Annotated in this window: 30 protein-coding genes and 1 other annotated feature; of the genes, 4 read left to right on the forward strand and 26 right to left on the reverse strand. The window is 41.0% G+C overall.

The window, feature by feature from the left end; all coding sequences use genetic code 11:
* Positions 1–42: 42 nt before the first annotated feature.
* From ABE613_RS07695 to ABE613_RS07745, 11 genes are all read right to left on the reverse strand, one after another.
* Positions 43–2,541 (reverse strand): ABC transporter permease, encoded by a 2,499-nt coding sequence (locus ABE613_RS07695; RefSeq protein ID WP_347376083.1) that lies wholly within the window; start codon positions 2,539–2,541, stop codon positions 43–45.
* Complete coding sequence (locus ABE613_RS07700) at positions 2,534–3,235, reverse strand: ABC transporter ATP-binding protein (RefSeq protein WP_347376084.1); 702 nt, start codon at positions 3,233–3,235, stop codon at positions 2,534–2,536. The genes ABE613_RS07695 and ABE613_RS07700 overlap by 8 nt, the downstream gene beginning before the upstream one ends.
* Positions 3,236–3,338: 103 nt before the next feature.
* Entirely contained in the window at positions 3,339–4,268 is a 930-nt protein-coding gene (locus ABE613_RS07705) for a sensor histidine kinase (protein WP_347376085.1), read from the reverse strand.
* Positions 4,256–4,924 carry a response regulator transcription factor gene (locus ABE613_RS07710; RefSeq protein ID WP_347376086.1) on the reverse strand — a complete coding sequence of 223 codons (669 nt, stop codon included), beginning with the start codon at positions 4,922–4,924 and terminating at the stop codon, positions 4,256–4,258. Before ABE613_RS07710 ends, ABE613_RS07705 begins: the two co-directional genes overlap by 13 nt.
* 226 nt (positions 4,925–5,150) lie before the next feature.
* A complete protein-coding gene (locus ABE613_RS07715; protein WP_291237021.1) occupies positions 5,151–5,471 on the reverse strand; it encodes a hypothetical protein in 321 nt (106 codons plus the stop codon).
* Positions 5,407–6,522, reverse strand: coding sequence for a relaxase/mobilization nuclease domain-containing protein (locus tag ABE613_RS07720; RefSeq protein ID WP_347376087.1), 1,116 nt, complete (start codon positions 6,520–6,522; stop codon positions 5,407–5,409). Before ABE613_RS07720 ends, ABE613_RS07715 begins: the two co-directional genes overlap by 65 nt.
* Positions 6,471–6,851 (reverse strand): plasmid mobilization protein, encoded by a 381-nt coding sequence (locus tag ABE613_RS07725; RefSeq protein WP_347376088.1) that lies wholly within the window; start codon positions 6,849–6,851, stop codon positions 6,471–6,473. Before ABE613_RS07725 ends, ABE613_RS07720 begins: the two co-directional genes overlap by 52 nt.
* A gap of 373 nt (positions 6,852–7,224) precedes the next feature.
* Positions 7,225–8,607: a DNA primase family protein gene (locus tag ABE613_RS07730; protein WP_347376089.1), complete on the reverse strand. Its 1,383-nt coding sequence runs from the start codon at positions 8,605–8,607 to the stop codon at positions 7,225–7,227.
* Positions 8,528–9,199 (reverse strand): CHC2 zinc finger domain-containing protein, encoded by a 672-nt coding sequence (locus tag ABE613_RS07735; protein WP_347376090.1) that lies wholly within the window; start codon positions 9,197–9,199, stop codon positions 8,528–8,530. Before ABE613_RS07735 ends, ABE613_RS07730 begins: the two co-directional genes overlap by 80 nt.
* 98 nt (positions 9,200–9,297) lie before the next feature.
* Complete coding sequence (locus ABE613_RS07740) at positions 9,298–9,549, reverse strand: hypothetical protein (RefSeq protein WP_291237025.1); 252 nt, start codon at positions 9,547–9,549, stop codon at positions 9,298–9,300.
* A 38-nt stretch (positions 9,550–9,587) separates the two neighbouring features.
* Positions 9,588–9,779 carry a helix-turn-helix transcriptional regulator gene (locus tag ABE613_RS07745; RefSeq protein ID WP_291237026.1) on the reverse strand — a complete coding sequence of 64 codons (192 nt, stop codon included), beginning with the start codon at positions 9,777–9,779 and terminating at the stop codon, positions 9,588–9,590.
* A 156-nt stretch (positions 9,780–9,935) separates the two neighbouring features.
* Between ABE613_RS07745 and ABE613_RS07750 the strand changes: the two genes are divergently transcribed.
* Together ABE613_RS07750 and ABE613_RS07755 are read left to right on the forward strand one after the other, a co-directional pair.
* Positions 9,936–10,526 (forward strand): helix-turn-helix domain-containing protein, encoded by a 591-nt coding sequence (locus ABE613_RS07750; protein ID WP_347376091.1) that lies wholly within the window; start codon positions 9,936–9,938, stop codon positions 10,524–10,526.
* A gap of 44 nt (positions 10,527–10,570) precedes the next feature.
* Positions 10,571–11,665, forward strand: coding sequence for a tyrosine-type recombinase/integrase (locus ABE613_RS07755; protein ID WP_347376092.1), 1,095 nt, complete (start codon positions 10,571–10,573; stop codon positions 11,663–11,665).
* A 177-nt stretch (positions 11,666–11,842) separates the two neighbouring features.
* Here the strand turns inward: ABE613_RS07755 and rpsI are convergent, their stop codons facing one another.
* Together rpsI and rplM are read right to left on the reverse strand one after the other, a co-directional pair.
* Positions 11,843–12,235, reverse strand: a complete 393-nt coding sequence (rpsI, locus tag ABE613_RS07760) for a 30S ribosomal protein S9 (protein ID WP_235233327.1) — start codon at positions 12,233–12,235, stop codon at positions 11,843–11,845.
* 26 nt (positions 12,236–12,261) lie between these two features.
* Positions 12,262–12,690 carry a 50S ribosomal protein L13 gene (gene rplM, locus ABE613_RS07765; protein ID WP_235233325.1) on the reverse strand — a complete coding sequence of 143 codons (429 nt, stop codon included), beginning with the start codon at positions 12,688–12,690 and terminating at the stop codon, positions 12,262–12,264.
* Between the two features lie 253 nt (positions 12,691–12,943).
* Between rplM and ABE613_RS07770 the strand changes: the two genes are divergently transcribed.
* Positions 12,944–14,251 carry an alpha-amylase family glycosyl hydrolase gene (locus tag ABE613_RS07770; RefSeq protein WP_235233323.1) on the forward strand — a complete coding sequence of 436 codons (1,308 nt, stop codon included), beginning with the start codon at positions 12,944–12,946 and terminating at the stop codon, positions 14,249–14,251.
* A gap of 129 nt (positions 14,252–14,380) precedes the next feature.
* Here the strand turns inward: ABE613_RS07770 and ABE613_RS07775 are convergent, their stop codons facing one another.
* The 11 genes from ABE613_RS07775 to ABE613_RS07825 all read right to left on the reverse strand — a co-directional run bounded on the left by ABE613_RS07775 (position 14,381) and on the right by ABE613_RS07825 (position 22,587).
* Positions 14,381–15,745, reverse strand: coding sequence for an ADP-ribosylglycohydrolase family protein (locus ABE613_RS07775; RefSeq protein WP_235233321.1), 1,365 nt, complete (start codon positions 15,743–15,745; stop codon positions 14,381–14,383).
* A 5-nt stretch (positions 15,746–15,750) separates the two neighbouring features.
* Positions 15,751–16,260 carry a flavin reductase family protein gene (locus tag ABE613_RS07780; protein ID WP_347376093.1) on the reverse strand — a complete coding sequence of 170 codons (510 nt, stop codon included), beginning with the start codon at positions 16,258–16,260 and terminating at the stop codon, positions 15,751–15,753.
* A 43-nt stretch (positions 16,261–16,303) separates the two neighbouring features.
* Complete coding sequence (locus ABE613_RS07785) at positions 16,304–17,119, reverse strand: N-acetylmuramoyl-L-alanine amidase (protein ID WP_235233317.1); 816 nt, start codon at positions 17,117–17,119, stop codon at positions 16,304–16,306.
* 37 nt (positions 17,120–17,156) lie between these two features.
* Positions 17,157–18,380 carry a tyrosine--tRNA ligase gene (gene tyrS / locus ABE613_RS07790; RefSeq protein WP_235233314.1) on the reverse strand — a complete coding sequence of 408 codons (1,224 nt, stop codon included), beginning with the start codon at positions 18,378–18,380 and terminating at the stop codon, positions 17,157–17,159.
* Between the two features lie 121 nt (positions 18,381–18,501).
* Positions 18,502–18,776 (reverse strand) — a binding site (T-box leader).
* A gap of 76 nt (positions 18,777–18,852) precedes the next feature.
* Complete coding sequence (locus tag ABE613_RS07795) at positions 18,853–19,455, reverse strand: SGNH/GDSL hydrolase family protein (protein ID WP_347376094.1); 603 nt, start codon at positions 19,453–19,455, stop codon at positions 18,853–18,855.
* Positions 19,456–19,542: 87 nt separating this feature from the next.
* Complete coding sequence (locus ABE613_RS07800) at positions 19,543–19,698, reverse strand: rubredoxin (protein ID WP_235233310.1); 156 nt, start codon at positions 19,696–19,698, stop codon at positions 19,543–19,545.
* Between the two features lie 97 nt (positions 19,699–19,795).
* A complete protein-coding gene (locus ABE613_RS07805; protein WP_347376095.1) occupies positions 19,796–20,422 on the reverse strand; it encodes a hypothetical protein in 627 nt (208 codons plus the stop codon).
* A 3-nt stretch (positions 20,423–20,425) separates the two neighbouring features.
* On the reverse strand, positions 20,426–20,581 hold the full coding sequence (locus ABE613_RS07810) for a hypothetical protein (protein ID WP_347376096.1): 156 nt from the start codon (positions 20,579–20,581) through the stop codon (positions 20,426–20,428).
* A 15-nt stretch (positions 20,582–20,596) separates the two neighbouring features.
* The gene (locus tag ABE613_RS07815) at positions 20,597–21,049 is read right to left on the reverse strand and encodes a DUF5058 family protein (protein ID WP_347376139.1); all 453 of its coding nucleotides are present in this window, start codon (positions 21,047–21,049) and stop codon (positions 20,597–20,599) included.
* On the reverse strand, positions 21,030–21,314 hold the full coding sequence (locus ABE613_RS07820; protein ID WP_347376097.1) for a DUF5058 family protein: 285 nt from the start codon (positions 21,312–21,314) through the stop codon (positions 21,030–21,032). The genes ABE613_RS07815 and ABE613_RS07820 overlap by 20 nt, the downstream gene beginning before the upstream one ends.
* A gap of 172 nt (positions 21,315–21,486) precedes the next feature.
* Entirely contained in the window at positions 21,487–22,587 is a 1,101-nt protein-coding gene (locus ABE613_RS07825) for a M20 metallopeptidase family protein (protein ID WP_347376098.1), read from the reverse strand.
* 221 nt (positions 22,588–22,808) lie between these two features.
* Between ABE613_RS07825 and ABE613_RS07830 the strand changes: the two genes are divergently transcribed.
* Positions 22,809–24,128 (forward strand): helix-turn-helix domain-containing protein, encoded by a 1,320-nt coding sequence (locus ABE613_RS07830; RefSeq protein ID WP_347376099.1) that lies wholly within the window; start codon positions 22,809–22,811, stop codon positions 24,126–24,128.
* A gap of 17 nt (positions 24,129–24,145) precedes the next feature.
* Here ABE613_RS07830 and nagA read toward each other — a convergent pair whose 3' ends face one another.
* The gene (gene nagA, locus ABE613_RS07835) at positions 24,146–25,336 is read right to left on the reverse strand and encodes an N-acetylglucosamine-6-phosphate deacetylase (protein WP_235233952.1); all 1,191 of its coding nucleotides are present in this window, start codon (positions 25,334–25,336) and stop codon (positions 24,146–24,148) included.
* Positions 25,337–25,354: 18 nt separating this feature from the next.
* Positions 25,355–26,200, reverse strand: coding sequence for a MurR/RpiR family transcriptional regulator (locus ABE613_RS07840; RefSeq protein ID WP_235233950.1), 846 nt, complete (start codon positions 26,198–26,200; stop codon positions 25,355–25,357).
* Between the last annotated feature and the right edge of the window lie 10 nt (positions 26,201–26,210).

Consider the following 26,210-nt stretch of genomic DNA (forward strand, 5'->3'; position numbering starts at 1 on the left):
GTAATTCAATTAAAATAATTAATAGAAACACTTCCTGTCAAATCACTCAACTCCCTTAATCCTCTCAACAACAGTTCCATTCTTTTCCAAAATAATCCAGGTAAGGACTGGAACCATAGTACAAACCAGCAAACTGATTCCCAATGCAAATAAAAGTGGAAGTAATGGCACTGAAAACGCAATCCCCCGATAATTCATTGATTCATAAAGAAGATACGTTGCTCCCATTCCTACTGTTAGCGTAACAAGCCATGCGCCGCCTACATAGAGAACTCCTTCCCTGACCAGCATTCCAGGAAGCTGCTTCGGGGTCATCCCGATACTCTCCATAACCGAAAGCTCCGTCATCCGGCTCTGCACATTTACTACAAAGGTGTTCATATAGTTCATGATTCCGATAAAAGCCAGAATCAACACAATCCCGATTCCCACTTGCGGCATATTGCCCTGTGCTTTTTCAATCTCATCTGCATCTTCGATTTTGGATTCCCAGGAAAAGTCTTTTGCATTGTCATTTTCTTCTAATAACGCCAGGATTTCCTGCTCTGTATCTTTATCATATTCTTTGTGATATTTTATGCTGGTCTTTAGTGTAATTGGATTATTGGCAAATGTTTTCACCACCTGATCACTGGCTATAATCGTCGGTGGGTATCCAAGGAGTGCTGTATAATAATTCTCGTCCGTAACTCCTTCTATGGTAAAAGTTTTTGTCGTTTGTTGATCTTCATACAAAGCACATGTCACATTTTTTCCTATTATATCAGCATCTGCGAAATCCAAACCATTTCGATAAACAATACATGCTTTTCCCGAAAGGAAGTCCTCTTTATTTATCGGATGCTCAAGACTGTTATTTAAATAATCAAATTCCTGTTCATCAATTCCAATCAGAGAGGATCCAAAATTCTCAGGATGATTCTGATACTCGTCCTTTTCCTTACTATATGGAATGCTCATCCACTTTGCATAAAATTCTTTCATCCACATCTCAGCAAAATCCGGTTCCCATGGAACTGTAATCTCGGCAAATATCATAGAATGTACTTCAGAGACTCCAGCATTTTCTTTGATTGACTTCACGAAAGAATCATCCAGAATGTCTCTTCTGTCTTCTGATTTTTCTTTGCATGCCGTATCATTTTTAATGACCATATCCGTATCCATATAATTTGACACTATGGTTCTTGCTGCCTGACTGTCCAGCATGGTCACAATACAAAGGTACACAGACAGACTGGCTGCCAAAGACAACAGTACCACCGCAGTTCTTTTCTTATCCTTTGTAAACTGCTCCAGGGAAAGTCTTGCTATTACTTTCCCCTTTCCTGCTTTTCTTTCTTTTACGGTTTTGTGGGTCGAACGATAACCAAGCGCTTCTATTGGAGAGATATCTGCTGCCATTTTTGCTGGTTTCCGGCCAGCAAGAAAGATGGTAACTCCAACCAGTAAGATGGTTGCCAGCAGAACTGCCGGATGAAAACGAACCATATCTGCTCCAACATAACCACTTTTAATTCCAAGTGATTTTACTACAACAGGAATCAGGAAAAAGGATACCAGCCCACCTGACAGACATCCAAGTACTGTCCCTGCAGATCCGATCAGAAGCATCTGTTCCTTCATCATCCTTTTTATCTGCTTTTCAGTCATTCCGACCGTCTGAAGCAGACCATAATAACGAACTTTTCCAGCTACGGAAAGATACATAATATTATAAATAAGCAGATACGCACACAAACAGGTAACTGCAATCAAGCCAATAAGGCCTGCCAATATCTGAACCGATGCGCCAAGATCTTCCATGAAGAAAAGATTCTGCTGCTTTCCAAGATTCATACTTTCGATAAAAGCATTCTGCTCTGTTTTTGTCATTATTTTTTGCTTAAAATCCATAAAGTAACGACCGGAAGCTGCCTGCGAAAGCTTCCATCCCGATTGATCATAGAATTCTTTCGAGACATAAAACTGTTTCTTTGGTCCATATCCGTCCCAGATCCCACAGATTCGAAAAGTCCCTGTAAAGATTCCCTCATGTGTTCCATAAGACATAGCAAGGGTATCGCCTACATCAAGATCTTCGTAACCACATTCTTTTAAAGCGGATTTTGTTACCATTATCTCATCCAAAGCTGTCGGATATCTTCCTTCCAACTTTTCTCTGACCGGCTCCATCATCTGTGTCCAATATCCATCATCTGCCCAGATCAGTCCCACATTAGGTGTGGAATCCTGATCTGTTTTTTCTACCCATCCACAGACTCCCACCGCACCTGTCAGAACGATATCCGGGTTGTTCTCACACATTTTCCTCTGTTCATCCGTCACTCCATACATGATTGCATCAAATTCAGCTCCTGACATACGGATGTTCTGAATTTTCTGAAGTCTAAAATAAGAATCTCCAACTGTGAATATTGTGAATACCAAAAAGGAAGAAAGAAGAACCGCAAGGAACAACGTAATGGTCTTTCTCCTGTTTACTTTTAAAGCATTCCATGCCATCCTTTTGATCACTTTCTGATTAGGATTCTTAAGCATAGGAATCACTTCCCTTCCTGGTATCTCCTACAATCTTTCCGTCCTCAATATGTACGATACGATCTGCAAGCTGTGCAATGTCTCTGTCATGAGTGATCAAGATCAAGGTCTGGCTGAACTGTCTTGCTGCCATTTTCAAAAGTCCAAGCACATCATGGCTGGTAACCGAATCCAGATTTCCCGTGGGTTCATCAGCCAGAATAATGGCGGGCTTCGCCGCAAGCGCCCTGGCAATCGCAGCCCTCTGCTGCTGTCCACCAGATAATGTTCCAGGAAGAGCTTCCCTCTTCTCTGACAGCCCTAAAAGTTCCAGTATCCTATCCACATATTCCACATCAACCTTTCTCCCATCCAGTTCCACCGGAAGAATGACATTCTCATATACATTAAGATCCGGGACAAGATTATAATTTTGAAAAATAAACCCGATCTTTCTTCTGCGGAATATGGCAAGCTGTTCTTTTTTCATCCCCAGAAGACACTTACCCTCTACCAACACTTCCCCTTCTGTTGGCACATCCAGTCCACCCAGCATATGCAAAAGTGTACTTTTCCCGGATCCGCTTTTTCCGATAATAGCAACAAATTCCTGATCTTTCACACGAAAATCTACGCCATCCAATGCCTTTACCGTATTTTCACCCATTTGATAGTATTTTTTTAAGCTTCTTGTCTCTACAATGTACTCTTTCATTGGTTTGCCTCCTTCTTTTGATATTCTATAGAATATCTCCTAAAAATCACAAACCTGTCTCAATTTTCAATTATCACAAGATTGTGACAATCCCCCGGTTATGTTACGATTCATTCACTGGAAAATACAGGCGAAAACACGCTCCTTTTCCCATTTCAGACTGTACTTCTATGTAGCCCTTCTGAAGCTCCATGATTGTTCTTGCAACATATAATCCGATCCCAACCCCTGGTTTATCATGAACCTCCGGCTCACGGTAAAATCTTGTAAAGATCTCTGCCTGCCTCTCCGGGGCAATCCCTTTTCCAGTATCGGAAATACTGATCTTAAAAAATAATTCCTGTCTTTCTGTCTGAATATGGATCTTTCCACCAGGCTCGGTATACTTGAGTGCATTATCCAGAATATTATAAATTGCTTCCTCCGTCCATTTGCTGTCATGACGGATCATCATATTTTCTTCGCAGTTCACATATAGATCAATCCCCTTCAACGCCGCCTCCGGAACCACATCGGCAACCGCGTGGCGAATTGTTTCGTATAGATTTTTGTCTTCCTTATGTATTTGCAGAATTCCCGTTTCAAGCCTTGACATTTTTACCATGCTCTGCATTAAAAAATCAATTTTTTCCATCTGCCCTTTGATTTTTCCCAAAAACTCCTGACTGTTTTGCGAAAACTCCTCGTCCTCAAGGAGTTCCAGGTATAGTTTTATATTGGCAATGGGCGTCCTTGTCTGATGGGATATATCAGAAATCAATCCCTTTACTCTTTCTTTCTCACGAAAACCGTCTTCTTCTTTTTTCCGGAATACGTGCCCGGCTTTCGCTAATTGTGTTCCTGTTCTTCCCCAGAGGCTATCCTCCAATTCTTCTTCCATATTCCATTCTTTTCCTGTTACGATAGCATCCAGAGCATCTTCCACCTTTTCAGCAAACAACTTCGCTTCTTTTTTTATCCGGTAGTTTTTCCATAACAATACCATTACTGCTGCAAATAAAATTATCATCATGATACACATCAGCCAATCCATTGATATCCCATCCCATATACATTTGAAATATACCTGTGATTCTTATCTTCAATCTTTCCTCTCAGACGATTCACATTTACTGCCAGTGTGTGCTTGTCCACAAACTGTCCTCCGCTGTCCCACAACCGCTCCAATAACAAATCATAAGTCAGAAGCTGTCCCCGATTCATAAGAAATTGACGAAGCAGACGGCACTCTGTCGGTGTGACGGGGCATTCCTGACCTTTTACCGTCACTCGTGCATTATCCAAATCTATATATAAATACTCATCTGCAAAAATCAGACGATTGACCGAAGCAGTTCTTTTTAAAATGACTTCTATTTTTCTAAGTAAAATCTTCATTGAAAATGGTTTTGTAACGTAATCTTCTGCCCCGGATTCATATCCTGCCAGAGCATCCTCCTCCATATCCCTGGCTGTCAGGTAAATGACCGGAACTTCTCTTTGCTTTTTTACCCACTGGCAAAAAGAGAAGCCCTCGCCATCTGGAAGATTCACATCCAGAAGGACCATATCTATCTGATTCTCAAAAAAAATCTGCTTCCCTTTTTCCATAAAAGTCACACCATAAACTCCATATCCTGACTTTTTCAAAGAATAACAGATCGCCTGATTCAAATCATAATCATCTTCTACAACTAATATATTCTGCATATCCTAATTCCTCCAATACAGATTCTCACAAAGAAATCTCTGCATAGCAATGATACCTTTCAATATTGTACCACAGACTTTTCCTGGGTATGGGAAAAAAAGAAAGAATCTCAATTTTGTGATTATTCAGTGCACAAAAAAAATAAATATTTTACAAGTCTTTTCATATAATGAACCCGGTCAAAAATGACCGGGTTGACGCTAACATTTTTTACAATGCAATATTTTACAGTATCCATCCAATTAAAAATCCCACAATCAAAGTTCCAATAGAAACTATTTGCCAGAATTGCATTCTATTTTTCATATCCAGAACTTTATCGTTTGTTTTTTTGTTTACCTTATTAATGTCCTCTCTGAAATTCTTTTTTGCCATGAAAGTTTTCTGTCTTTCTTCTGCCACCTGATTCAAAGCATCATCTCTTTCTCTTCTCATCTTTTCGTATGCAGTTACGTTCGACATATTTACCAGTCTGTTCAGCCTAGAGTTCTGGTCCTGAACGTCTGCGATTTCTCTTTCGAGCTTCTCTTGCTGCTCTCTCAGCATCCAGCCTCCTCTGTTCCGCAAGTTGTCGTTCTCGATGCTCAGTTGTTGATTGAGCCTCGTTATATCGGACAGATCTGTTAGAACTTTCCGAAGTTCTTCTTGCAGATTGTGATTCACTTCTGATAGCTCCTGATTCAAACACAAGCTCTCTCTGAGCTTTTGTGACATTTCCTGCATCAATATCTTCGAGTTGTCTGTAGTACTGCTCAAGTTCTTGCTCTGACAATTCGGTGTTTTCTCGCTGTCGAATAAATTCACGTTCCAGCCCCTCCTTTCCTACATCCAGATGAAATGTTTTGAACAGATTAGAATCTCTCACTTTTTTACCATCTTTGTTTTCAAAAGTAATATGCTTTCTAGAATCTTTCCAATGAACATTCCATCCAGATAGCTTCATCCGCTCTATAAATTGATCTCTGCTTATACATTGCTTCATGGCATTCACCACTGCCATCGCACAATCCCATAAGTAACTTTTCTTTGCATCATTTTTAAACATCTGGTACTTGTCCTGATTCCAGGTAGTTACCTCTCCGGTTTCCATCGGTGTACCATCAAAATGTTTACCCTTTTCCGCTACCATCAGATTCCGCTCCTTGCACATTTCATTTGTCAAAAGCTTCATCCGCTCTAAGTCTTTTTTTGAAGTGTGATATTTTCTCCCATCTTCATAACTGACAGAATTGGTTACCAGATGGCAGTGAATGTGATCCTGATCCTGATGAACGGCAATGACCGTTTGAAATCCAGCAAACCATTTTTCTGCAAATTCTTGACCAAAGGTAAAGGCTTCTTCTTGTGTAATCTTTTCATCCTTGTGCCAGGAAATGATACTATGTGAACACATCCGTCCTTTATCCTTCTGCCAGATTCTCTTTTCCTGTAAAAATGATTGATAAGCAAAATTGGGATTTAATTCCTTATGATGATATGGACCTGTGATTGCTGTCAGCGTTTGTTCTGTCTTATCGGATCGCAGCACATATGCTAAACAGTTTTTTAATCCGCTGTGGCTTTTTGGCGGTTTAGTAATAATCTTATTAATTGCCATGGACGTTCACTCTCCTCTCTCATCTTCTGTAACATTTGTTCAAGTTCGTGCAATTCTTTTATCTGAGGAATCTCTCCAAATGTGTGTAACCGCTTTGTCATCTGATTCAGATTTACTGCAATTCCACGAAGCTGTCTGTTATCATCAGCCATAAGCTGACTGATCTTTTGTACTTCCTCTAATTCTTCTTTTGGCATCACCGGCACATGAAGCACTGCATTCGTCACATAGGCCTGTTTTGTCTGGCCTGATTCTTTCACATTGGTACAGAACTGGTTGTATTCCTCATCATCCATTCGTACCATGACATTGTGTGATCTATTTCTCATTTTCAACCTCCGTATAGAACATAATTTCATCCCGGGTACAGGGCGGGCAGCGCCTGTTGGGGGATTCAAGGTGGGCAACGCCCCTGACAAGTTTAGGAACAGCCCTTGGGCTGCTTCCGGTGCGAATGTGGTATACCACTTTGCGAAACTTGCCTTATACCGAGCAGCCTACTTAGGAGCTTAGGCGTTAGGCTGCCGGGATAAGAAAAGGTACAAAGATGGCATATAATCCGTATCGTCATTCTAAAAATGATGAATACGGCAAATCATGCGTATACGTGTATTCATACACATATGGCTAATGTAAAAGTCTTTATATATCTGCAATATACGCATATACACGTGATTTTGCACATTTATGATAATGTGTATTTTATGTGCCATCTGCACGTATCTTTGTAAAAATACCCTTGAAACCACGAGCCTTTTTTCCACCATCAATTGGAATATTGGTGGAAGGCTCAATCCCAAGCTCCTCTGAATTTTGTTTCAGATAACCTAACACCGTTTTGGAAGACATCGGCTTTTCAGCATTTTCCTCACACCATTTGCAATACACATTATAAATTGCCTTACTGGTTGCTGTGGTTCCTTTTTCAAAACGAATATATCCTTCGGACTCCAAAAACGGAATTACGTTATTGGAACTTTGCATTGCCTCAAGAAGGTTGCCTTTTGCCCTGTCACTGATTGTGAACTTATAATTGTTTTCCAATAACCGTTGCAATCCCTCCAACATCCAGAGAAAGATTCCTTCTTTTTCTGTTACGATTTTTTCTACCAGATAGGGATCATCTACTCGATCATCTGGTGGTTTTTTCGTTGTAATAATCAACTGCCTTCTGTAAAATCCATAAGACTTATCATGAAGAGCACTTAGACTTCCATTTCCAAAAAGAAGGAATCGAACAAATAGTTTTCCCTGTACACTTTGCTTCTGCTTACGCTCTAGATCCATCTCGTCTTCCAATGTAACAATGGTTTTGATATAATTCGTATCTTTCAATGCTTCCATTTTCATATCATCGTCAATCATTACCAGTTTGTTTTCCAAGTCAGCTCTGGCAAATTTGTTATGCTCCACTTTTTCAATACTACTAAAGTTGAGTGCCTCTGAAAAAATCTTTTTGATGATTAGCCCCATGCGGGATTTGCCTTCTCCACCACGTCCTAAAATCATCATCAGCTTTTGTCCTTTGTTGGATGGAATCAGCATATAACCCAGATATTCCTGAATGGTTGGGATATCCTCTTCCTCAACCAGATCCTTTAAATACTTCAACCACATTTCGGGTTTCGGAGCCTCCGGATTATAATTGACATTTAACCGGTTTCTACAGAACTGTTTTTCACCTTCAAAATTTCCATTCAGATAATAGACTCCATTTACAACATGAATACGATCCAATTCCAGCGGAAGTTCTTTCGTATGCGTTTCAAGTTTTAATGCTTCAATCAGATTATCCACTTTCTTTGCAACTCCATTGGTCAGTACTTCACAAATTAATTGATAAATATCTGCTCTCAGATTTTCAATTTCCACCACTCCATCCATTCCATAGAAAATTCCATTTACACATTTGATGGGATTGCTGGCTACAAAAGATTTACAAAATGACACCTCGTCAATCTTTCCATCCTCTGTAATCCAGGAGTAATCTCTTAGTGTAATCGGATCATCCACATTTTCGCTGTTCAATGCAGTTCCAATCTCTGTCCAGGATTGCTTTTCCTGCTCTGAATAATTGTTCTTCAAGCTCCATCACCTCCTTTCGTCCCTGTAAAAAGAACTCTTTCTTCTCTTCTTCTGTTCCAAAACACAGGATATCCATCCAATGATTCAGCTTTGGTTCTGCATGAAGCATTACAGCAAATGCGTCATCATTCATTATCACCTCTGGATGCTTATCTTCCAGAGATTCTTTCACTGTTTGAATCAGATTTAATAGGTCTAAAAAAGTATGACATTTGTCTGTGCACCACTTATGAAATCTTTTTTTGATTTCTTCCACCTGATTATTTTCCAATTCTTTCCTCTTCTTGATTGATTCAGGTGTTTTCCTTTTTCGTTTTTCTCTTTTTTCAGATTCAATAGGCAAATGAAAATCCTGTATTATTTTCTTTGCAGCTTCGATCTGGCTTAATCCAAATGTCTTGGCAACATAATTGATGGCATCTCCTTTTTCACCACACCCAAAGCAATAATAAGTCTGATCAATTTTCATGCTTGGATGCTTATCATCATGAAATGGACAACAAGCCATCATATTTCTATTGATTTTCAAACCGTAGGTTTTTGCCACTTCTGCCGCACTCACACGGCTTTTCACTTCTGTAAAAATATTCATACGTATACCTCAAACTTTCCATTGAATCCAACGGATGCCTCTGATATACTGAATTTGCGAGATAGAGCATATCAGAAGCTCTTTGGATCAGTCCTTGCCTACTGTGCAAGGGCTTTTTCTTTTGCGACATTTCGGAAATACCCGGTTTCTTCCCAGACCTTTCGATCCGGACAATAATAGCTATATTCATTTGAATTCTCCATCTTCATTGCAACTCCGAATTTTAAAACTCCGGCCTGGATCGCCAAACGAATATAATGAGGATCTTTCCCTATTGCACTTGCAATTTCTTTAATCGGAACATTCCGTCCAGTAAAAGGTGGTAATTCCACATACAGCTTTTTCTCCATTTTTTCATCACCTCCTCAAATATCTGTCATAACATACGTTACATCAATAGTTCTTCAACTCGAACTCCCAGTGCCTTAGCAAGCTTACAGGCTACCGGTGGAGAACAGCTTTTTCCTGCTTTAATACAGGAAATTGTCTGCCTTGATACTTCACTCTTTTCAGCAAGTGATTTTATCGACAGATCCTGTTCACCCATTAGAATCTGTAGTTTAAGTGCGTTTATTTTCATATATATCACCCCCGTTCCATTTAATACGCACTATTAGTTCGTATTTTGATTATACGCATAATTAATGCGCATGTCAACACATTTCTTTTAGAATATGTACTTGTAATTCGCATTTTCTTGTGTTACTATGTAATCGAAGAGAGGTGAACTCAAAAAATGAAAGACAATAATAATGAAATAGGGCTTAGAATCCGAACTGCCCGAAAGCAAAAAGGTATGAATCAGACGCAGCTTGCAACAGAGCTTGGTAAATCTCTTCGTACAATCCAGAAATATGAAAGTGGAGAGATTGAAGTATCGATCGGTGTGATCAACGATATTGCCAAAGTACTGGACACCACCTCAACTTATCTCATTGGATATCAGGCTGATACAAAAGCCATCACAAATATGGCAGATGTGATGCAGTTTCTCTTCCATTTAGATCAGTTGAATGAATTAGGTTTTTCCATTGATGTAAAACGTCCACCAAATCACGATGGTTGGGAATGTTCTATTACATTCAATGGCAAAGATACCACTGCTTCTGAAAATGCCGATATGTGCCTGTTTCTGGAAGAATTTAATGAAAAACGAGAAGAATATGCTTCCTATGCTCAAACAGCACAGGCGTACCAGAATTGGAAAGATAAAACGCTCGCCTATTATGCCAACACTACTCTTTCCGAAAAAGAAGTTGAGAAACTTACAGAGGATGAACGTATTAAAAAAAGAAATGCTTTACTAGATGAACAGTTTGGAATTTAGGCTCTTAAAAGTTGCTATATGCGACAAAAAGGAGGCTAAATTATATGAAATTACCGAATGGTTATGGAAGTGTTACCAAGATGTCAGGGAGAAGAAGAAATCCCTGGGTTGTCAGAAAAACAGACGGATACGAACTCGATCCGGAAAAAAGGACAAAGAAACAGAAATATATCATTATAGGTTATGCTCCTACAAAGGCAGAAGGCTTGAAAATGCTGGCTGATTATAATAATAATCCATTCGATGCAAAGGCTGCCAAGATGACCTTTGAAGAAGTATTTGAAGAATGGTCGAAAACAAAGTTTCCTACCGTATCAGAAAGCAATGTAAAAGGATACAATGCATCCTACAGAGCTTGCAGCTATCTCTACAACAAGGTATTTAAGGACATTAAGTTGGCAGATCTGCAGTTTGTAATTGATGATTGCGGCAAGAATTATCCAACATTGAAAAAGATTAAGGTATTGTTCAATCAGTTGTATGCATATGCTTTGAAATACGAGATCTGTAACAAAGACTACTCGACATATGTCGACGTTGCAAAGTATAAGGATCGCAACCCAAACAAACATGACCGCAACAAGTTCAGTAAAGAAGAAGTCGAACGGGTATGGACAATGAAAGAAGATCCATATTATCAAATTGTTCTGATGCTTCTCTACAATGGTTGCCGAATCAGCGAATTTCTGGATCTCAAGAAAGAAAACGTCCATCTGGAAGAACAGTATTTCGATGTCATCGCCAGCAAAACCGAAAACGGACTTCGAAAAGTTCCAATTCCAGATAAACTTTTACCTTTCTATCAAGAATGGTATGACCGTCATCCGGAATGCGAATATCTCTTAAGCACACCTGACGGGAAACACTTCCTTTATCGAAACTACAAAGACAGTTATTACACCACAATCATGGAACAGATTGGAATTAAGTGGTCACCACACTGTACACGCCACACTACAATCTCCATGATGAAAGAACACAGCATTGATGAAACTACCATCAAGAAGATTGTTGGGCATTCTGGAGCTATGACGCTTACAGAACGTGTCTACACACATCTTGATGTCCAGGTTCTGATCGATGCCATAAACAAAATTGTGGGAGAAAGAGAGAATGGAAAGGAGAATCTGACCACATAGTTGCTGTGATTTTTGATGCATACATGCTGCATACTTGCTACATATCCACAAATTTCCACCACGTTTCTGGACATCCCATAAAGATTCGAGGGTAAAGAAAAACCCCAGAAACACAAGGTTTCTGAGGTTTTGTATGCATTTTCTCGTCCCAAACGATTATCTCTTTGTGAACCGAAATTAACGTTTGCTGAACTGCGGTGCTCTACGTGCAGCTTTGAGACCGTATTTCTTACGTTCTTTCATACGTGGATCACGTGTTAAGTATCCAGCTTTCTTCAGAACCGGTCTGTAATCTGGATCTGCCTGAAGAAGTGCTCTTGCGATACCATGGCGGATTGCTCCTGCCTGTCCTGTGTATCCGCCGCCTTTTACGTTAACGATTACATCGAATTTGTCAGATGTCTCTGTAGCAACCAATGGCTGACGTACAACAACTTTTAATGTTTCCAGTCCAAGATACTCATCGATATCTCTTTTATTTATAGTAATATTACCTGTTCCTGGTACTAAATATACTCTTGCGATTGATTTTTTTCTTCTTCCTGTTCCGTAGAATTTTGCTTTAGCCACTGTAATATCCTCCTTTCAACCTTTCCTTAAAATTTCAGTTCTACTGGTTTCTGAGCCTGCTGTTCATGCTCTGGTCCAGCGTATACATGAAGTTTCTTAATCATAGATCTTCCTAAAGGTCCTTTTGGAAGCATTCCCTTTACAGCAAGTTCGATCACTTTTTCAGGTTTCTTGTTCATCATCTCAGCTAATGTAGTCTCTTTCATTCCTCCTACATAATCAGAGTGATTGTAATAAATCTTCTGATTCAGCTTCTTACCTGTTACTTTTACTTTCTCAGCATTTACAACGATTACATAATCACCTGTATCAACATGTGGTGTAAATTCCGGTTTATTCTTTCCTCTTAAAACCTTAGCTACTTCTGATGCTAAACGTCCTAATGTATAATCCGCAGCGTCAACTACATACCATTTTCTTTCAATCTTATCTGGATTAGCCATATAAGTTTTCATTGGTTTACCTCCTATGAATCATTAACATTGTAATAATTATATCAGAATCAGCAAGACTCCGGGGCTTTGGTTTCGTGCTGTTTCTCGTTTTTTCACACTGAATTATTATATTATACGGTGCCACGTGTGTCAACCATTTTCTTTGATTTTTCTTCCGATTTTTGCTATAATAACTGCTGTAAGTGTCTCTGCCTTGAGGCATCTCTTACGATACTACAACTGAATGATTATTTCAAGGAAGAGAGGGTATAAAATGTGGACCTACAATAGTGTTTTTTATCAAATCTATCCCATAGGTTTCTGTGGCGCTCCTGTTCACAATGACGGAGAATGTGTTCCTAGAATCCGCAAATTAATGGAATGGACGGATTATCTGGACGACCTGGGAATTGATTCTATTCTTCTGAATCCAATCTTTGAATCCGACAACCATGGTTATGACACCCGTGATTTCAAAACGATCGACTGCCGGCTTGGAACGAATGAAGATTTTTCCGAAGTCTGTAACTGTCTTCACGAACATGGAATCAAGATTGTCCTGGATGGCGTATTCAACCACGTAGGACGTGGTTTCTGGGCATTTCAGGACGTACAGGAAAAGAAATGGGATTCTCCATACAAAGACTGGTTTCATATCAACTTTGACGGAAACAGCTGTTACGATGACGGATTCTGGTATGAAGGCTGGGAAGGCCATTATGAGCTGGTCAAACTGAATCTTCAGAATCCGTCTGTTGTAGAATATCTGCTGGAGTGTGTCAGATTCTGGGTAGATGAATTCGATATTGATGGTCTGAGACTGGATGTTGCTTACAGCCTGGATCATAATTTTATGCGCAGGCTCCGTTCTTATGTTCAGGAATTAAAACCTGATTTTGCTCTGATCGGAGAAGTATTATTCGGAGACTATAATCTGATTGTGAATGATGATATGCTTCACAGCTGTACAAACTATGAATGTTACAAGGGGATTTTCTCAAGCTTTAACTCCATGAACCTTTTTGAGATTGCACATTCTCTGCATCGTCAATTTGGAGCTGATCCCTGGTGTATCTATCGTGGCAAGCATCTGATGACTTTTGTGGATAATCATGATGTCACGAGACTTGCAAGTATATTAACGAACAAGGAACACATTCCTCTGGCCTATGGTCTTTTACTGGGGATGCCGGGGATTCCATGCCTGTATTATGGGAGTGAATGGGGAGAACCCGGAGAAAAAGCGCCGGATAACGACTATTCACTGCGCCCTTGTTTCGATGCGCCAAAGCCCAATGAACTGACAGACTTTATGAAACTATTAATTCGTACCCGCCAGAACAGCGACGCTCTGTGCAATGGCACTTATCGAAATGTCTTGATCCAGAATCATCAGCTAATCTTTGAGCGCTCTTCAGATACTGAACGAGTGATGGTTGCGATCAATGCAGCAGATACCCCTTATACTGCAAGGCATCAGGATCTTCAGGGAGATGCGGTCGAATTACTGACTCATGGAAAACTCTCCATGAATGGAGAGCTGGAATTACCTCCTTACAGCATTCAATATCTGAAACAATAATCCTTATATGGCTTTCTACAGAAAATACTTTCTAATGCCATGACAACTCGATCATCCAAACAGCCGGACACATAGTTTCCATGAGATTCTATGCAATCCGGCTGTTTATCTTTTTCCAACTATATTCATCTATTCTTTTATCAGTGAGATTGTCCGCTCTGCCAATTCTTGCAATGGTATCTCATGATATCCATGCACACTGGTACGGGCAATCCCATCGAATGCTTCATACCATTTCGGATCTATGCCTTTCAATCCATGAATCGCTCCCATAATGGAACCTACGGTTGCCCCGTTACAGTCCGTATCAAATCCAGACAGCACTGCAGCGGTCACTGCATCGTCAAAGTTATCATAACAGAGCAGGCATGCAACGACCAGCATAGCATTCGGAATGGTCAGGCACCAGTCAAACATCTCTTCTTCGTGATATCTTTGATGCACTGTTTCGGCCATTGTATCAAATGTCCATCCCTGTTCATACCACCGACACACTTCATCCAGACTTTCTTTTAACCGACTCTTGGGCGGAATCTGCTGCAATGCTGTATAGATTCTCTCTATCATCGTCATATCCGGAACAAAGCACAGACTGATCAAGGCTGCAATGAACATCTCTCCATAGACACCATTCTTCGTATGGGACACCGATGCATCACGGTATGCCATCTCTGCTGCTTCGAATGGATGACCGGGATTCACATAGCCGAAGAAATCTCCCCGTATCTGAGCTCCGATCCATTCCCGGTAAGGATTGCATTCCACAGCTGACTTCGGCGGTAATACCCCATTCATTAGATTACGGATAGCTGCACGCTCTGCGGTACAGGCATGGAATGCAGGGATTCCAAGAAGCCATGCCTCCGCAACATCTTCCATGGTAAAGTCTCTTCCATATCGTTCAAGGATCTTGAGCGCAATTACGGTATAGTTAATATCATCATCATTCGGAAACTGCCCATTCAGATTATCGTACCATTCTACTTTCTGACGGTCATAAGACGTCATTGCATCTTCTTCCCGGAGATCAAATCTTTCCCTGACAGCATCATCCTTCGTTGAGGAAATATAATATGCTAAAGGCATCTGACCTGTTGCCTCCAGATATTCCCTTATCTTCTTGCGTGGCCATCCCTCCACAGGAATTCCAAGTACACAGGCCGTAATTCTTCCATAGACTGCACCTAATACATGGTCTTTGAGATGATCTGTATCGTACGGATAATTCTGCTTTGCTTCTTCACTCAGACATCGCTGAATCTCCTCATAAGACACTGGCTCCAGATATTCAAAATCTTCTTTTATCGGAGCCTGTTCCATCTGAAGCAACAGTCTTTTTGCCTGTGCGTTTCGACTATCTTCCTCCTCTATTGCAAGGATTTTTTCAATCTCGGGAGCATATTCTTCTACCAGGCGACCTTCATCCACACATTGACGATACTCATCCCGTAACATATCACTTGGGAATATCCACAGCATCTTATCTCTTAACATATCAGCTATCCCTTCTTCAGAACCTTTACAATCTCTGCCATGTACATTTCATGATAATCTTTCTCTGGATACCATTTGTCATCATTTTCAGTGACATCGAAACATTCTGGTTTCATAGTCTGATGATATTGTTTTTTGCAGACGAATACGAGATCCGCTTCTTCTACAGCTGTTGTACCGTCTACATAATATGGATGAAGCCCTGCTTCTTTCCATTTATCTTCCACATTCTTTCCAGTCACACTTCCACATACATTCAATGCTTTTCTGTATTCCTCTGCAAGAAAGGAAATAGTAAATGTATCGTTCTGGTCAACGAATTCTTTGGTATAACGCTGTGGGCGGATATACACGGTTGCAATGTTTTTGCCCCACATGATTCCCAGACCTCCCCAGCTTGCTGTCATCGTATTGCTTTTGATTTCATCACCTGCAGTGATCAGCATCCATTCTTTTGAAATCTTCTGGAATGGATTGAATTCCAAACTGTCAATTGCTATTTCTTGAAATGCCATAATAATATTCCTCCTTATTTTTTACCTCATTATCATGAGGCAATCAGAAACAATAATCTTCAATTCCGTCTGCAATGCCCAGCACAATCTTATTCTGATAATCTTCCGTTGCCATCAGTTGATCTTCCTGTGGGTTCGTCATATATCCCACTTCCACAATGGTAGCCGGAACCTGGCTCCAGTTATTTCCACTCATGGAATCTGTTTCCCATACTCCCTCACTTCTGCATCCGGTTGCCGCGCAAAGATGGTTGATAATGCAATCAGATAATGCCCGGGACTGACTGTAAAGCCCCGGAACATAAGGACTGGAAGGAGTTGTACAGATCGTCATGGCACCTTGTGCTCCACTGTTCTCCGAACCATTTGCATGTATTCTGACAAATGCATCCGCACCATTCTGATTGGCTACATTTGCTCTCTGTGTACAGCTCATTGGGACATCATTCGTCTCCCTTGTCATTATGACTGTATATCCTCTGTTTTCTAATTCTGCTTTTAGTTTTACAGATAATGTCAGTGTCAGTTCGTACTCGGGAATCCCGGTACTGACACCACAGGTTCCGCCGGAATCTGCCGCTTTATACTCAGATGCTCCAGGTCCTACTGGTTCCGTTCCCTGAGCGACCACCCCGGAATGCCCCGGATCAATTACGATCAGCTTTCCATTTGTCTGAGGTTCCTCCGGCTCCTGTGCCTGTTCTTCAGATTCCTCTTCCTCCGGTACTTCTTCTTCCTCTTCAGATTCTATCTTCAATGGTTCTTCCGTTGTCTCCTCTGTCTGCTTCTCTTTTGCTTTACAACCTGACAGGATAAACATCAGACAGAGTAACAAAAGAAATATTTTATATTTTTTCATTTTTCTCATTCCTTATCACTTGACAACATGCAGCATGCTAGACTAAAACAACTTTTCTGAAATTCTTCTTACCTTTCTTCAGGACAATGCCTTCGCCATTCAGATCTTCTCCGGCAAATGATGCGTAGATATCCGTGATCTTTTCACCATCCACAGCTACTCCGCCCTGCTGTACTGCACGACGCGCTTCTGATTTGGACGAAACTAATCCTGTTTTTACGAGCATAGTAAGAATATCAATATTTCCTTCCGTCAGATCTGCTTCTGTCAATTCTGTAGTAGGCATATCTGCTGCTGCACCTTTGCTGAACAATGCTTTTGCCGCTTCCTGTGCTTTCTGTGCTTCTTCTTCTCCATGAACCAGTTTGGTCAATTCATATGCAAGAATCTCTTTTGCAGTATTCAACTGTACACCTTCCCATGAATCCATCTTGTCGATCTCTTCTAATGGAAGGAACGTGAGCATACGGATGCACTTTAATACATCTGCATCTGCAACATTTCTCCAGTACTGATAGAATTCAAATGGAGAAGTCTTATTCGGGTCAAGCCATACTGCACCGCTTTGAGTCTTACCCATCTTCTTGCCTTCAGAATTGAGAAGTAATGTAATCGTCATTGCACATGCATTCTTTCCTAATTTACGACGAATCAACTCTGTTCCGCCAAGCATATTACTCCACTGATCATCACCACCAAACTGCAGATTACATCCATATTTTTGGTATAATGCGTAGAAATCATAGCTCTGCATGATCATATAATTGAACTCCAGGAAACTAAGTCCTCTTTCCATTCTCTGCTTATAGCACTCTGCTGTCAGCATACGGTTTACACTGAAGTGTGCTCCTACTTCACGGAGTACATCAATATAATTCAGATCCAGAAGCCAGTCTGCATTATTGACCATCAGTGCTTTTCCATCTGAAAAATCAATAAAACGACTCATCTGCTTTTTAAAGCATTCACAGTTATGCTGGATAGTCTCTTTCGTCATCATCTGACGCATATCGGTTCTACCGGACGGATCTCCGATCATCGCGGTTCCACCGCCAATCAGCGCAATCGGCTTATTTCCTGCATCCTGCAGACGCTTCATCAGGCAGAGTGCCATAAAGTGTCCCACATGGAGACTGTCTGCAGTTGGATCAAATCCTATATAAAAAGTCGCCTTTCCATTGTTAACCAGCTCTCTGATATCATCTTCATCTGTTACCTGAGCAATCAGTCCCCTCGCCTGCAATTCTTCATAAATTCCCATTGTTTTCTCTCCTTTTCTTTTTTTATTCTATGATTCTTATATAAATGTTACAGACCCACACTTTGCGGAAATGTTCTATTAGGACAAAATCCCTGTATCATAAAAAACCGTCCTTATCATAGATAAGGACGGGATATATACCGTGGTACCACCTTGATTCACTGCCATTCGCATAAACAGTCTCTGTAAGTTGCGTATTCACAACTCTCGCACAGTAACGTGTGCCTTACGTCACAGCCTACTGATACTTTATTGCGCATACACAAAAAGTATCTGATATTTTCGGTGTGCAGCTCCAAGATGTATTCATAACCGCTTCCTTCATGCGCCTCTCATCAACCGGCAACTTTCTGTATGGGTGTAAAGATTACTACTTCTTCTTTTCTAAGCCTTTGAATCATATAAAAAACAGGTTTGTCTAAAATCCTACCTGATTTCCTTGATTTTGTCAAGATAAATACCAGCAACAGTCTCATTTTACTTCTATTATCCATCTGTCAGCCACAATCCCGGCACCTTTTCTTGTCAGGTGAATCCCATCTGTCGTCAACGCATCATAGCCGTACCTTTCAGCCGCTTCCTGCATCTCCTCATGCAAAGGAATAAACAACTGATGATGTCTTCCGGCTACTTCACGGATAATCTGTTCCGCCTGCAGAATTCCCGGAATCCAATTCTGATATTCCAAAGGATATGGGAACAGAAAAGGACCCATGCAGACGATTCTGGCTCCGGTCTCCTCTTGTATCTCAGTCAGCAATCGTTCATAATTCTCAGCAAATCCTTGATCTGTCAGATCTTTTCCTGTATTCATCATCACTCCGACATCATTGCATCCGACAAGAATACTCACCACGTCTGGTTTCTGCAGAATACAGTCCCTTCCCAGGAAGCGTAATACTCCCTGAAGAGTAAATCCATCATGCCCCCGATTCAACACCCGGATGCCTGGATCCGTACTCTTCAGCTTCTGAGCAATCAACTGAACATAGCCATCTCCCAGGCTCAGAGGATCCACTCCCAGATTATGGTGCGCATCGGTAATACTGTCTCCCAAAAAGATAATTTTATTCATAAAAATGTTTCTCTGATCATATGGCAGTTTCAAAAGGCCTGTCACACTGAAAATATCAGTATGGCAGGCCTTCTATTCTTCTGTTCTTTAAGCTTCAGCGAACTGATCCTTTCCTACAGAGCAAAGCGGACACTCAAAATCTTCCGGTACATCTTCCCATTTTGTTCCCGGTGCAATGCCACCTTCTGGATATCCAGCTTCTTCGTCATACTCCCAGCCGCAAACTTCACATACATATTTCATATCACAGATTCTCCTTTTCATCAAAATTGTACATTCATGTGTACATAAGCTATTATATCGCAATCTACTCAGGAAAACAAGTTTCTATGATTCAAATCTATTCTTCCTCTTTCTTCTCATCCTTCTTCACATTCTGCGGATTATCTACAACCTGGATAATTCCCTTTTTCCACATAATTCTGGAAGTAATGATTGCGATCGGGAGCATTGCAATAATCAGGAATCCAATTGCTCCAAACAGAGATCCACCGGAAGTAATACGTACAAGTAAGGAAAGTACAGATACAATGATCAATACAGGGATCACACCTTTTGTTCCACCCTTAACTACTTTATCTCCAGAACTGCTGCTAGAGAACAAACCTAATGTCAGGGAACCAAAAAGAGCCGGGATAATGTAGTTTGAAGCTGTCTTAACCTGTGGTATCTCAAATACGAATCCAATTCTTGAACTCAACAGTGCAGCAAGTGCCAGAATGATAACCGTCATGATAGAGGAAACTGCTACTGCTACAGATGCAATCGCATCACCTTCTGGTGTATTCTGCTCAGTATCTGACAATTTAATTGCGTTGATCGCACATGGAACCTTCAGGTTCATAATATTTCCGGTAATAAAAGTAAGATATGCCGAACTTCCAAGGATCGGAGTATAACTGATTGCTTCAGAGATACCGACCGGAATATAAATCATCAGAATACTGATCGTTGCCAGATTAAACACTTCTCAAAGAGAAGGAATTGCATGATAATATCCTAATACGATAAACGGAACTGACACCATATAAATCAAAGCGATCACCGTGCCAATGCGGCCTTTACTGTGTGACCATTGCTGAAAAGGATCCATTACAACATTATTTTTCTTCTTATCTTTACTCATGTCCTCTACCTCCTCTTACTGTAAAATACTTGTCCATAACAAGGATGAAACCATACCACCGATCATGGAGAATGCCATGATAAAGTCATTCAGCCATCTAAGCTTCGGTTTTGAAGCAAGGATTCCAAGAACAACTGCTATCACAAGACCGGTAAGCATAACTGCAGCCTGAATGGTATCACCAATCAGAAGAACTGGTACATAAACAGCGAACAGACATAACATAAATGTACCGCTCAATACATATTTCCATGTACTTGCGTTTTCTGTTTTAGAAACGCTCATACAAAGTTTCTTTCCAAGAGGAATCAAGATAAAGAATCCGCTCAGCATACCGATACTCATAAGAATCATAACGACACCAAATTGATTTGCGGTTCCCAGTTCCAGCATCTGTGCACTGGTCTCAAATCCAAGTGCGCTTGCAACACTGCTGGAAATCAGTGTTTCATATGACAGAGAACCGATAACCGATAACTGATAATCTCCACCAGGACCAGATGGTTCCCAGTACTGGAATCAGTGCAAATAATCCTACAACAATTGATAAACTTGGTACAATTGAGAATACAAGGCTTGATTTGATAACTTTATTCAAAGTCTCCTTCGTAATTCCAAGTTCCAGACATCTCGCGTATGCCTTCTTCAGATAAGCCAGTGAGAACAGTACGATATATATAAGACCGCCTGCTACCAATGCTAACAACAATGGGCTGTTAATAATTTCTTTCATAGATTTTCCTTCCCTTCTCTCTTCTGTTCCTTCTTGTTACTTCTTGTTACTTATGTTCTTCCAGCCATCTCATGGCAGTGTACGCATACACTGCGCTGCCTGGTGAAAGTACAGACTCATCGAATTTTACTTTTGGATGATGCTGCGGATATGCGTAACCTTTTGCAGGTTCTCAGGCTGCAAGCGCAAGCATGATAGACGGCACTTCCTGGCTTACATAAGCAAAATCTTCTGAGCCAGCCGCTTTCTGTGCCTTTCCCTCGCCTGCCATTGCCAGAAGCTGTCCCTGTGTAAAGGCTTTTCCCTGTCCCAGTAATTCAGTCGCATACTGAGCTGCACATTTTGACAGTTCACCGTCATTCTTAAGTACCGGACATCCTTTTCCAAAGATTACTTCTGCCTCTGCACGGAATGAAGAAGCAATTCCCTGTGAAATCTCTGTCATCCTCTGTTTGATGAAGGCTCTTACCTCTTCATCATAAGTTCGGATAGTACCTTCCATATCCAATGTATCTGGAATGACGTTTGCTGCCTGTCCTGCCTGAATCTTTCCAATCGTCAGAACCGCTTCGTCAATGAGTCCCAATTCTCTTGCATGTATTTCCTGAAGCGCTGTAATAATATGCGCTGCAACTGTAATCGGATCCACCCCGGCATTTGGCATAGATCCATGACAACCTTTTCCTTGAATATGTATTCTGAAATAGTCCGCACCCGGTGCGCTGATTCCTCCATCACTAACGATAACCGTTCCTGCCGTGAATGGCTGTCCTGCCATTACATGGATCATCAACGCTGCATCTACATCTGGATTCTTCAGTACTCCTGCTTCAATCATATCGTGAGCACCTTCAAAGATCTCTTCCGCCGGCTGGAACATCAACTTCACAGTTCCCTCGATCTCATCCTCATGCTCTTTTAACAGCTTTGCTGCTCCCAGCATCATCGTTGTATGCATATCATGACCACAGGCATGCATTTTTCCCGTTTCAGAAGGGAAATCCACTTCTGCCTGTTCCGCCATCGGCAAAGCATCCATGTCACCGCGGATCAGGAATACCTTCCCTGGTCTTTTTCCACCTGCATTTACAATCAATCCTGCTTTTCCACATTCCTGTGGTTCATATCCCATAGACTGCAATTCCGCTTTCACGAATGCCACGGTATCATGCAGGTCAAATTCTGTCTCCGCGTGTTGATGAAGATAACGTCTCTTCTCTATCAACTGCTGTTCATACATCTTTGCCTCTTCTAATAATCGTTCCGCACCCATTCTTTTCTCCTCCAATTCATTTTAGGAATATTTAAAGAACTGTTCTTTTATTTGGATTATAATTCAGGTTTCTGAATTTATCAATTATTATCAAATATTGTTTGTAAATTTTGTTAAATATAGATAAAATTACATTCTTTTTCCCGATTTTTGGAAGATACCTATTGATTTATGGAACACTTTAATAGAAAATATAAATAAGTAAATCAGGAGGTGCAGGTATGACCTACCATATTCTTATTATTACTTCAAGATATTTAGTTAGATATATGAAAGACACTTTAAAGAAACCACCAGAAAATGTCAGTTTTCGCTTCGTGGAGTATGAAAAATTTGCGGATTTAAAAGCAATTTATCTGGAAAATGAATCCTGGGCAGATGGTATTCTTACCACTGGAATCGTCGTTCAGACTGTATTAGAGCGTGCTATTGACAAACCTCTCAAGCCAATCCTTTCTCTTGATACAGATAATGAAAGCTTTTACAGAATTCCTCTGACATTGTTGATTGAGAACCGTTCATTGGATCCTGAACGGATTATTTTTGATATATTCGTAAATGTAGAACCGCGGGCATCTGTCCTAAGTCTTCTGGATAATAAAAGCATCATGGATACATTCCCAGACTTTTCTCACTGGCTTTCTGTTGCTACACTGGAAGAACTATACACTGTAGAAGATTCTACTCTAAAACATATCCAAAAGTTATGGGAACAAGATCAGATTGATCTGGTAATCTGTCGTTACAGCAGTCTGGTTCCACGCTTAAAAGATTTACATATTCCTTGTGTCTTCGCGTCAGGAACCGATGAATATGTCCGCGATGTTCTGCAACATCTGCTGGCCAAGATAAAAATCGAGAAAATAACTGCCCATGCTCCTGCTGTCATTTCCATTTCTCCAAAGGAAACCAAAGACTGCATCTGGTCAGAGCGCCTAGAGATTTCTTTACAAAAAGCATTGATGGATTTTGCACATAAGAATGACTTGGATTTTATCCTGCAAAAGCGACGTGAAAAAACTCTGGTCCTTACAGAAAAAGCGGTCCTGTCTTACATCACTGCGGACTTCAAACAGAACCTTCTTGCGATTTATCTGAATGATTCTATTGATTTTAACCTGAACATCTCCTATGGCATTGGTAATACCGTAGAAGAAGCCATAACCAATTCGCAGACTGCCCTGATCTCATCCGGAATCTCAGGCGATTCCTTTCTGGTGGACGAAGACCAGAAACTGATTGGTCCTCTGGATGCCGACAACCGTACTATCGCCAGTACAATCATCACCCCACGGATGCAAGAAATTGCCAAGCAATCCTCCCTGTCAACCATGACAATCCATCGCCTTACACGGCTCTTAATATTGCTTGGAAGACGCGAAATCACCAGCACAGATCTGGCTGAAAACTTCCACATCTCTCTGCGGGGTGCCAATCGGATTCTTCAAAAGTTGGAAGACTGCGGAGTGGCAACGACCTCCTTCCAAAAATCCAGTCACATGCGCGGCCGTCCCACCAAGATTTATACCATCAACCTATAATTGGGGACGGAGGAAAATCAAAAAACCTCCGTCCCCTCCTTTACAACCATTTTCAGATTCAACTCTGAATCCAGCAATACAACGTTTCCTTTTTTCCCTGGCGTAATTGAACCATAATTTTCGTATTCTCCCAAGGCTTTTGCCGGATTCATTGTTGCACAGGCAACTGCTGTCTCTAATGGAATTCCCATCTTTTTCACTACTGTTCTCATGCAGTCCAGGAGATTGGTTGCGGAACCTGCCAGTGCACCGTCCGATACGAGCGTTGCCCGATTACCGACCACATCAACTTCTAACCCACCCAAAGTATAACGTCCATCCGGCATGCCGGTCGCACGCATACTGTCGCTGATCAGAATCATTCTGTCTGCGCCGAGCATCTGGAATGTCGCACGAACAACAGATGGATGGATATGCACACCATCGCAGATCAATTCTGCATTGACATGCTTGTTGTCTGCCACTGCTCCGATAACACCTGGAGCACGATGAGTAAATGATGGCATGGCGTTGTACAGATGTACAGCGTGATTTGCTCCTGCCTGAAATGCATCCATAGCAGTATCGTAATCAGCATTCGTATGTGCCAAAGAGATATGGACTTTGTCCTTCATCTGCTGAATAAAATGTACCGATTCTTCACTGCATTCTGGCGCGATTCCGACGAATTTCACCAGTCCTTCGGACGCGTCCAGAAATCTCTGACAGATATCCGAATCACATGGGATGATATTCCGCTCGTCCTGTGCCCCTTTTTTGGCCGGACTGATAAATGGCCCTTCCATATTGATTCCAATCAGATCTGCGCCCTGTGTTCCACTTACTTCTGCTTCCTTTTTGTAGGATGCTGCAACTGCAAGAATTCTCTCCAGCTCTTCCACCGAAAGCGTCATCGTTGCCGGTGCAATAGCTGTTACTCCAATGGAAGCCTCATACTTTGCAATTTCTGCAATTGCTTCTTTGGTGCCATCACAGAAATCGTACCCTTTACATCCGTGAAAATGTAGATCGATCAACCCCGGGATAGCATAGCCCCCCTGTCCATCAATCACTTCATCCAAATCACCCTCCAGATTTCTCAGTGAATCCACATTCACCGGAGATGTTTCAGAGATAATAATCTTATCAAATACCCCATCTTTGATATAGATTATCCCATCAGAAAAAGTCTTTTCCTCCGTATACACCTTTACATTTTTGATAATCATGCTGTTCCTCCCACTAAATTATAATGATTGAATATTTTGATGCATCTTGCTTCCTTCTTCTAATGCACGCAAAGTGTTATCATGAAGAATTTCTTTCTCAAATTTATCTTGTTCCACATAATAGGAATAGATAATATCAAGCATAACCAGAATCGGGAACTGCGGTGATATTACATTTCCATGATTCAGATGCCGCAAAGATGGAAGAAGCACTACCTCATCACAAAATTCATCAAAGATCCCTTTATTCTTGGCCGTCAAAAGTACCGTCTTAGCCCCTCTTCTGTGTGCCTCATACAAAAGATACAAGACATCTTCCTTTTCACCACTGATACTGATTCCAAATACCAAACTCCGTTTGTCCTGAAATACCGCCTGCATCCTCATCAAATCAGAATCCCGAATCGAATCAATGTCTACACCGATTCTCATAAAACGCAGTTCCATCTCACCGCCAGCAAGACCAGAACTTCCCTTGCCACATACGAAGACTCGTTCCGCCTGATTCAAATATCTGCTGATTCTGGCAATCTGAGCCTCATTCACCAGATTGTAAGTCTTATTCAGAAGCTCTTGATATGCATTCAATACCATTCTCGTATTTCCCGTCATGGATTCCTGCTTTTCAACAAATGTCTCTTCATACTGATACACAAACTCTCGATAGCCCCGATAGCCACATTTCTTAGCAAAGCGGGAGAGTGATGCCTCTGAGACATATAACCGTTCTGCAATTGCTTTCGCAGAAAAATCTACCTTCTTACGATTATAAATGAAAAAGTCTGCAATCGTCTTTTCCACAGTTGTAAAGTTATCATAATTTGATTCTATGATTGGAACTACAGATTTTACATAGTACTCCATTGTATCTTCA

The organism is Dorea chungnamensis (assembly GCF_039832125.1).
GTDB lineage: Bacteria > Bacillota > Clostridia > Lachnospirales > Lachnospiraceae > JAFBIX01.

Coding starts and splice junctions, on each gene's coding strand:
- ABE613_RS07755 (WP_347376092.1), top strand. CDS start 10,571: ATGAAATTACCGAATGGTTATGGAAGTGTTACCAAGATGTCAGGGAGA.
- nagA (WP_235233952.1), bottom strand. CDS start 25,336: ATGATTATCAAAAATGTAAAGGTGTATACGGAGGAAAAGACTTTTTCT.
- ABE613_RS07715 (WP_291237021.1), bottom strand. CDS start 5,471: ATGCTGAGAGAGCAGCAAGAGAAGCTCGAAAGAGAAATCGCAGACGTT.
- ABE613_RS07710 (WP_347376086.1), bottom strand. CDS start 4,924: ATGCAGAATATATTAGTTGTAGAAGATGATTATGATTTGAATCAGGCG.
- ABE613_RS07735 (WP_347376090.1), bottom strand. CDS start 9,199: ATGAATATTTTTACAGAAGTGAAAAGCCGTGTGAGTGCGGCAGAAGTG.
- ABE613_RS07820 (WP_347376097.1), bottom strand. CDS start 21,314: ATGAAAGAAATTATTAACAGCCCATTGTTGTTAGCATTGGTAGCAGGC.
- ABE613_RS07800 (WP_235233310.1), bottom strand. CDS start 19,698: ATGAAATATGTATGTGAAGTTTGCGGCTGGGAGTATGACGAAGAAGCT.
- ABE613_RS07700 (WP_347376084.1), bottom strand. CDS start 3,235: ATGAAAGAGTACATTGTAGAGACAAGAAGCTTAAAAAAATACTATCAA.
- ABE613_RS07695 (WP_347376083.1), bottom strand. CDS start 2,541: ATGCTTAAGAATCCTAATCAGAAAGTGATCAAAAGGATGGCATGGAAT.
- ABE613_RS07720 (WP_347376087.1), bottom strand. CDS start 6,522: ATGGCAATTAATAAGATTATTACTAAACCGCCAAAAAGCCACAGCGGA.
- ABE613_RS07810 (WP_347376096.1), bottom strand. CDS start 20,581: ATGAGTAAAGATAAGAAGAAAAATAATGTTGTAATGGATCCTTTTCAG.
- ABE613_RS07705 (WP_347376085.1), bottom strand. CDS start 4,268: ATGGATTGGCTGATGTGTATCATGATGATAATTTTATTTGCAGCAGTA.
- ABE613_RS07830 (WP_347376099.1), top strand. CDS start 22,809: ATGACCTACCATATTCTTATTATTACTTCAAGATATTTAGTTAGATAT.
- ABE613_RS07745 (WP_291237026.1), bottom strand. CDS start 9,779: ATGAAAATAAACGCACTTAAACTACAGATTCTAATGGGTGAACAGGAT.
- ABE613_RS07780 (WP_347376093.1), bottom strand. CDS start 16,260: ATGGCATTTCAAGAAATAGCAATTGACAGTTTGGAATTCAATCCATTC.
- ABE613_RS07770 (WP_235233323.1), top strand. CDS start 12,944: ATGTGGACCTACAATAGTGTTTTTTATCAAATCTATCCCATAGGTTTC.
- ABE613_RS07840 (WP_235233950.1), bottom strand. CDS start 26,200: ATGGAGTACTATGTAAAATCTGTAGTTCCAATCATAGAATCAAATTAT.
- ABE613_RS07725 (WP_347376088.1), bottom strand. CDS start 6,851: ATGAGAAATAGATCACACAATGTCATGGTACGAATGGATGATGAGGAA.
- ABE613_RS07750 (WP_347376091.1), top strand. CDS start 9,936: ATGAAAGACAATAATAATGAAATAGGGCTTAGAATCCGAACTGCCCGA.
- rplM (WP_235233325.1), bottom strand. CDS start 12,690: ATGAAAACTTATATGGCTAATCCAGATAAGATTGAAAGAAAATGGTAT.
- ABE613_RS07795 (WP_347376094.1), bottom strand. CDS start 19,455: ATGAATAAAATTATCTTTTTGGGAGACAGTATTACCGATGCGCACCAT.
- tyrS (WP_235233314.1), bottom strand. CDS start 18,380: ATGGGAATTTATGAAGAATTGCAGGCGAGGGGACTGATTGCTCAGGTA.
- ABE613_RS07785 (WP_235233317.1), bottom strand. CDS start 17,119: ATGAAAAAATATAAAATATTTCTTTTGTTACTCTGTCTGATGTTTATC.
- ABE613_RS07740 (WP_291237025.1), bottom strand. CDS start 9,549: ATGGAGAAAAAGCTGTATGTGGAATTACCACCTTTTACTGGACGGAAT.
- ABE613_RS07825 (WP_347376098.1), bottom strand. CDS start 22,587: ATGGGTGCGGAACGATTATTAGAAGAGGCAAAGATGTATGAACAGCAG.
- ABE613_RS07775 (WP_235233321.1), bottom strand. CDS start 15,745: ATGTTAAGAGATAAGATGCTGTGGATATTCCCAAGTGATATGTTACGG.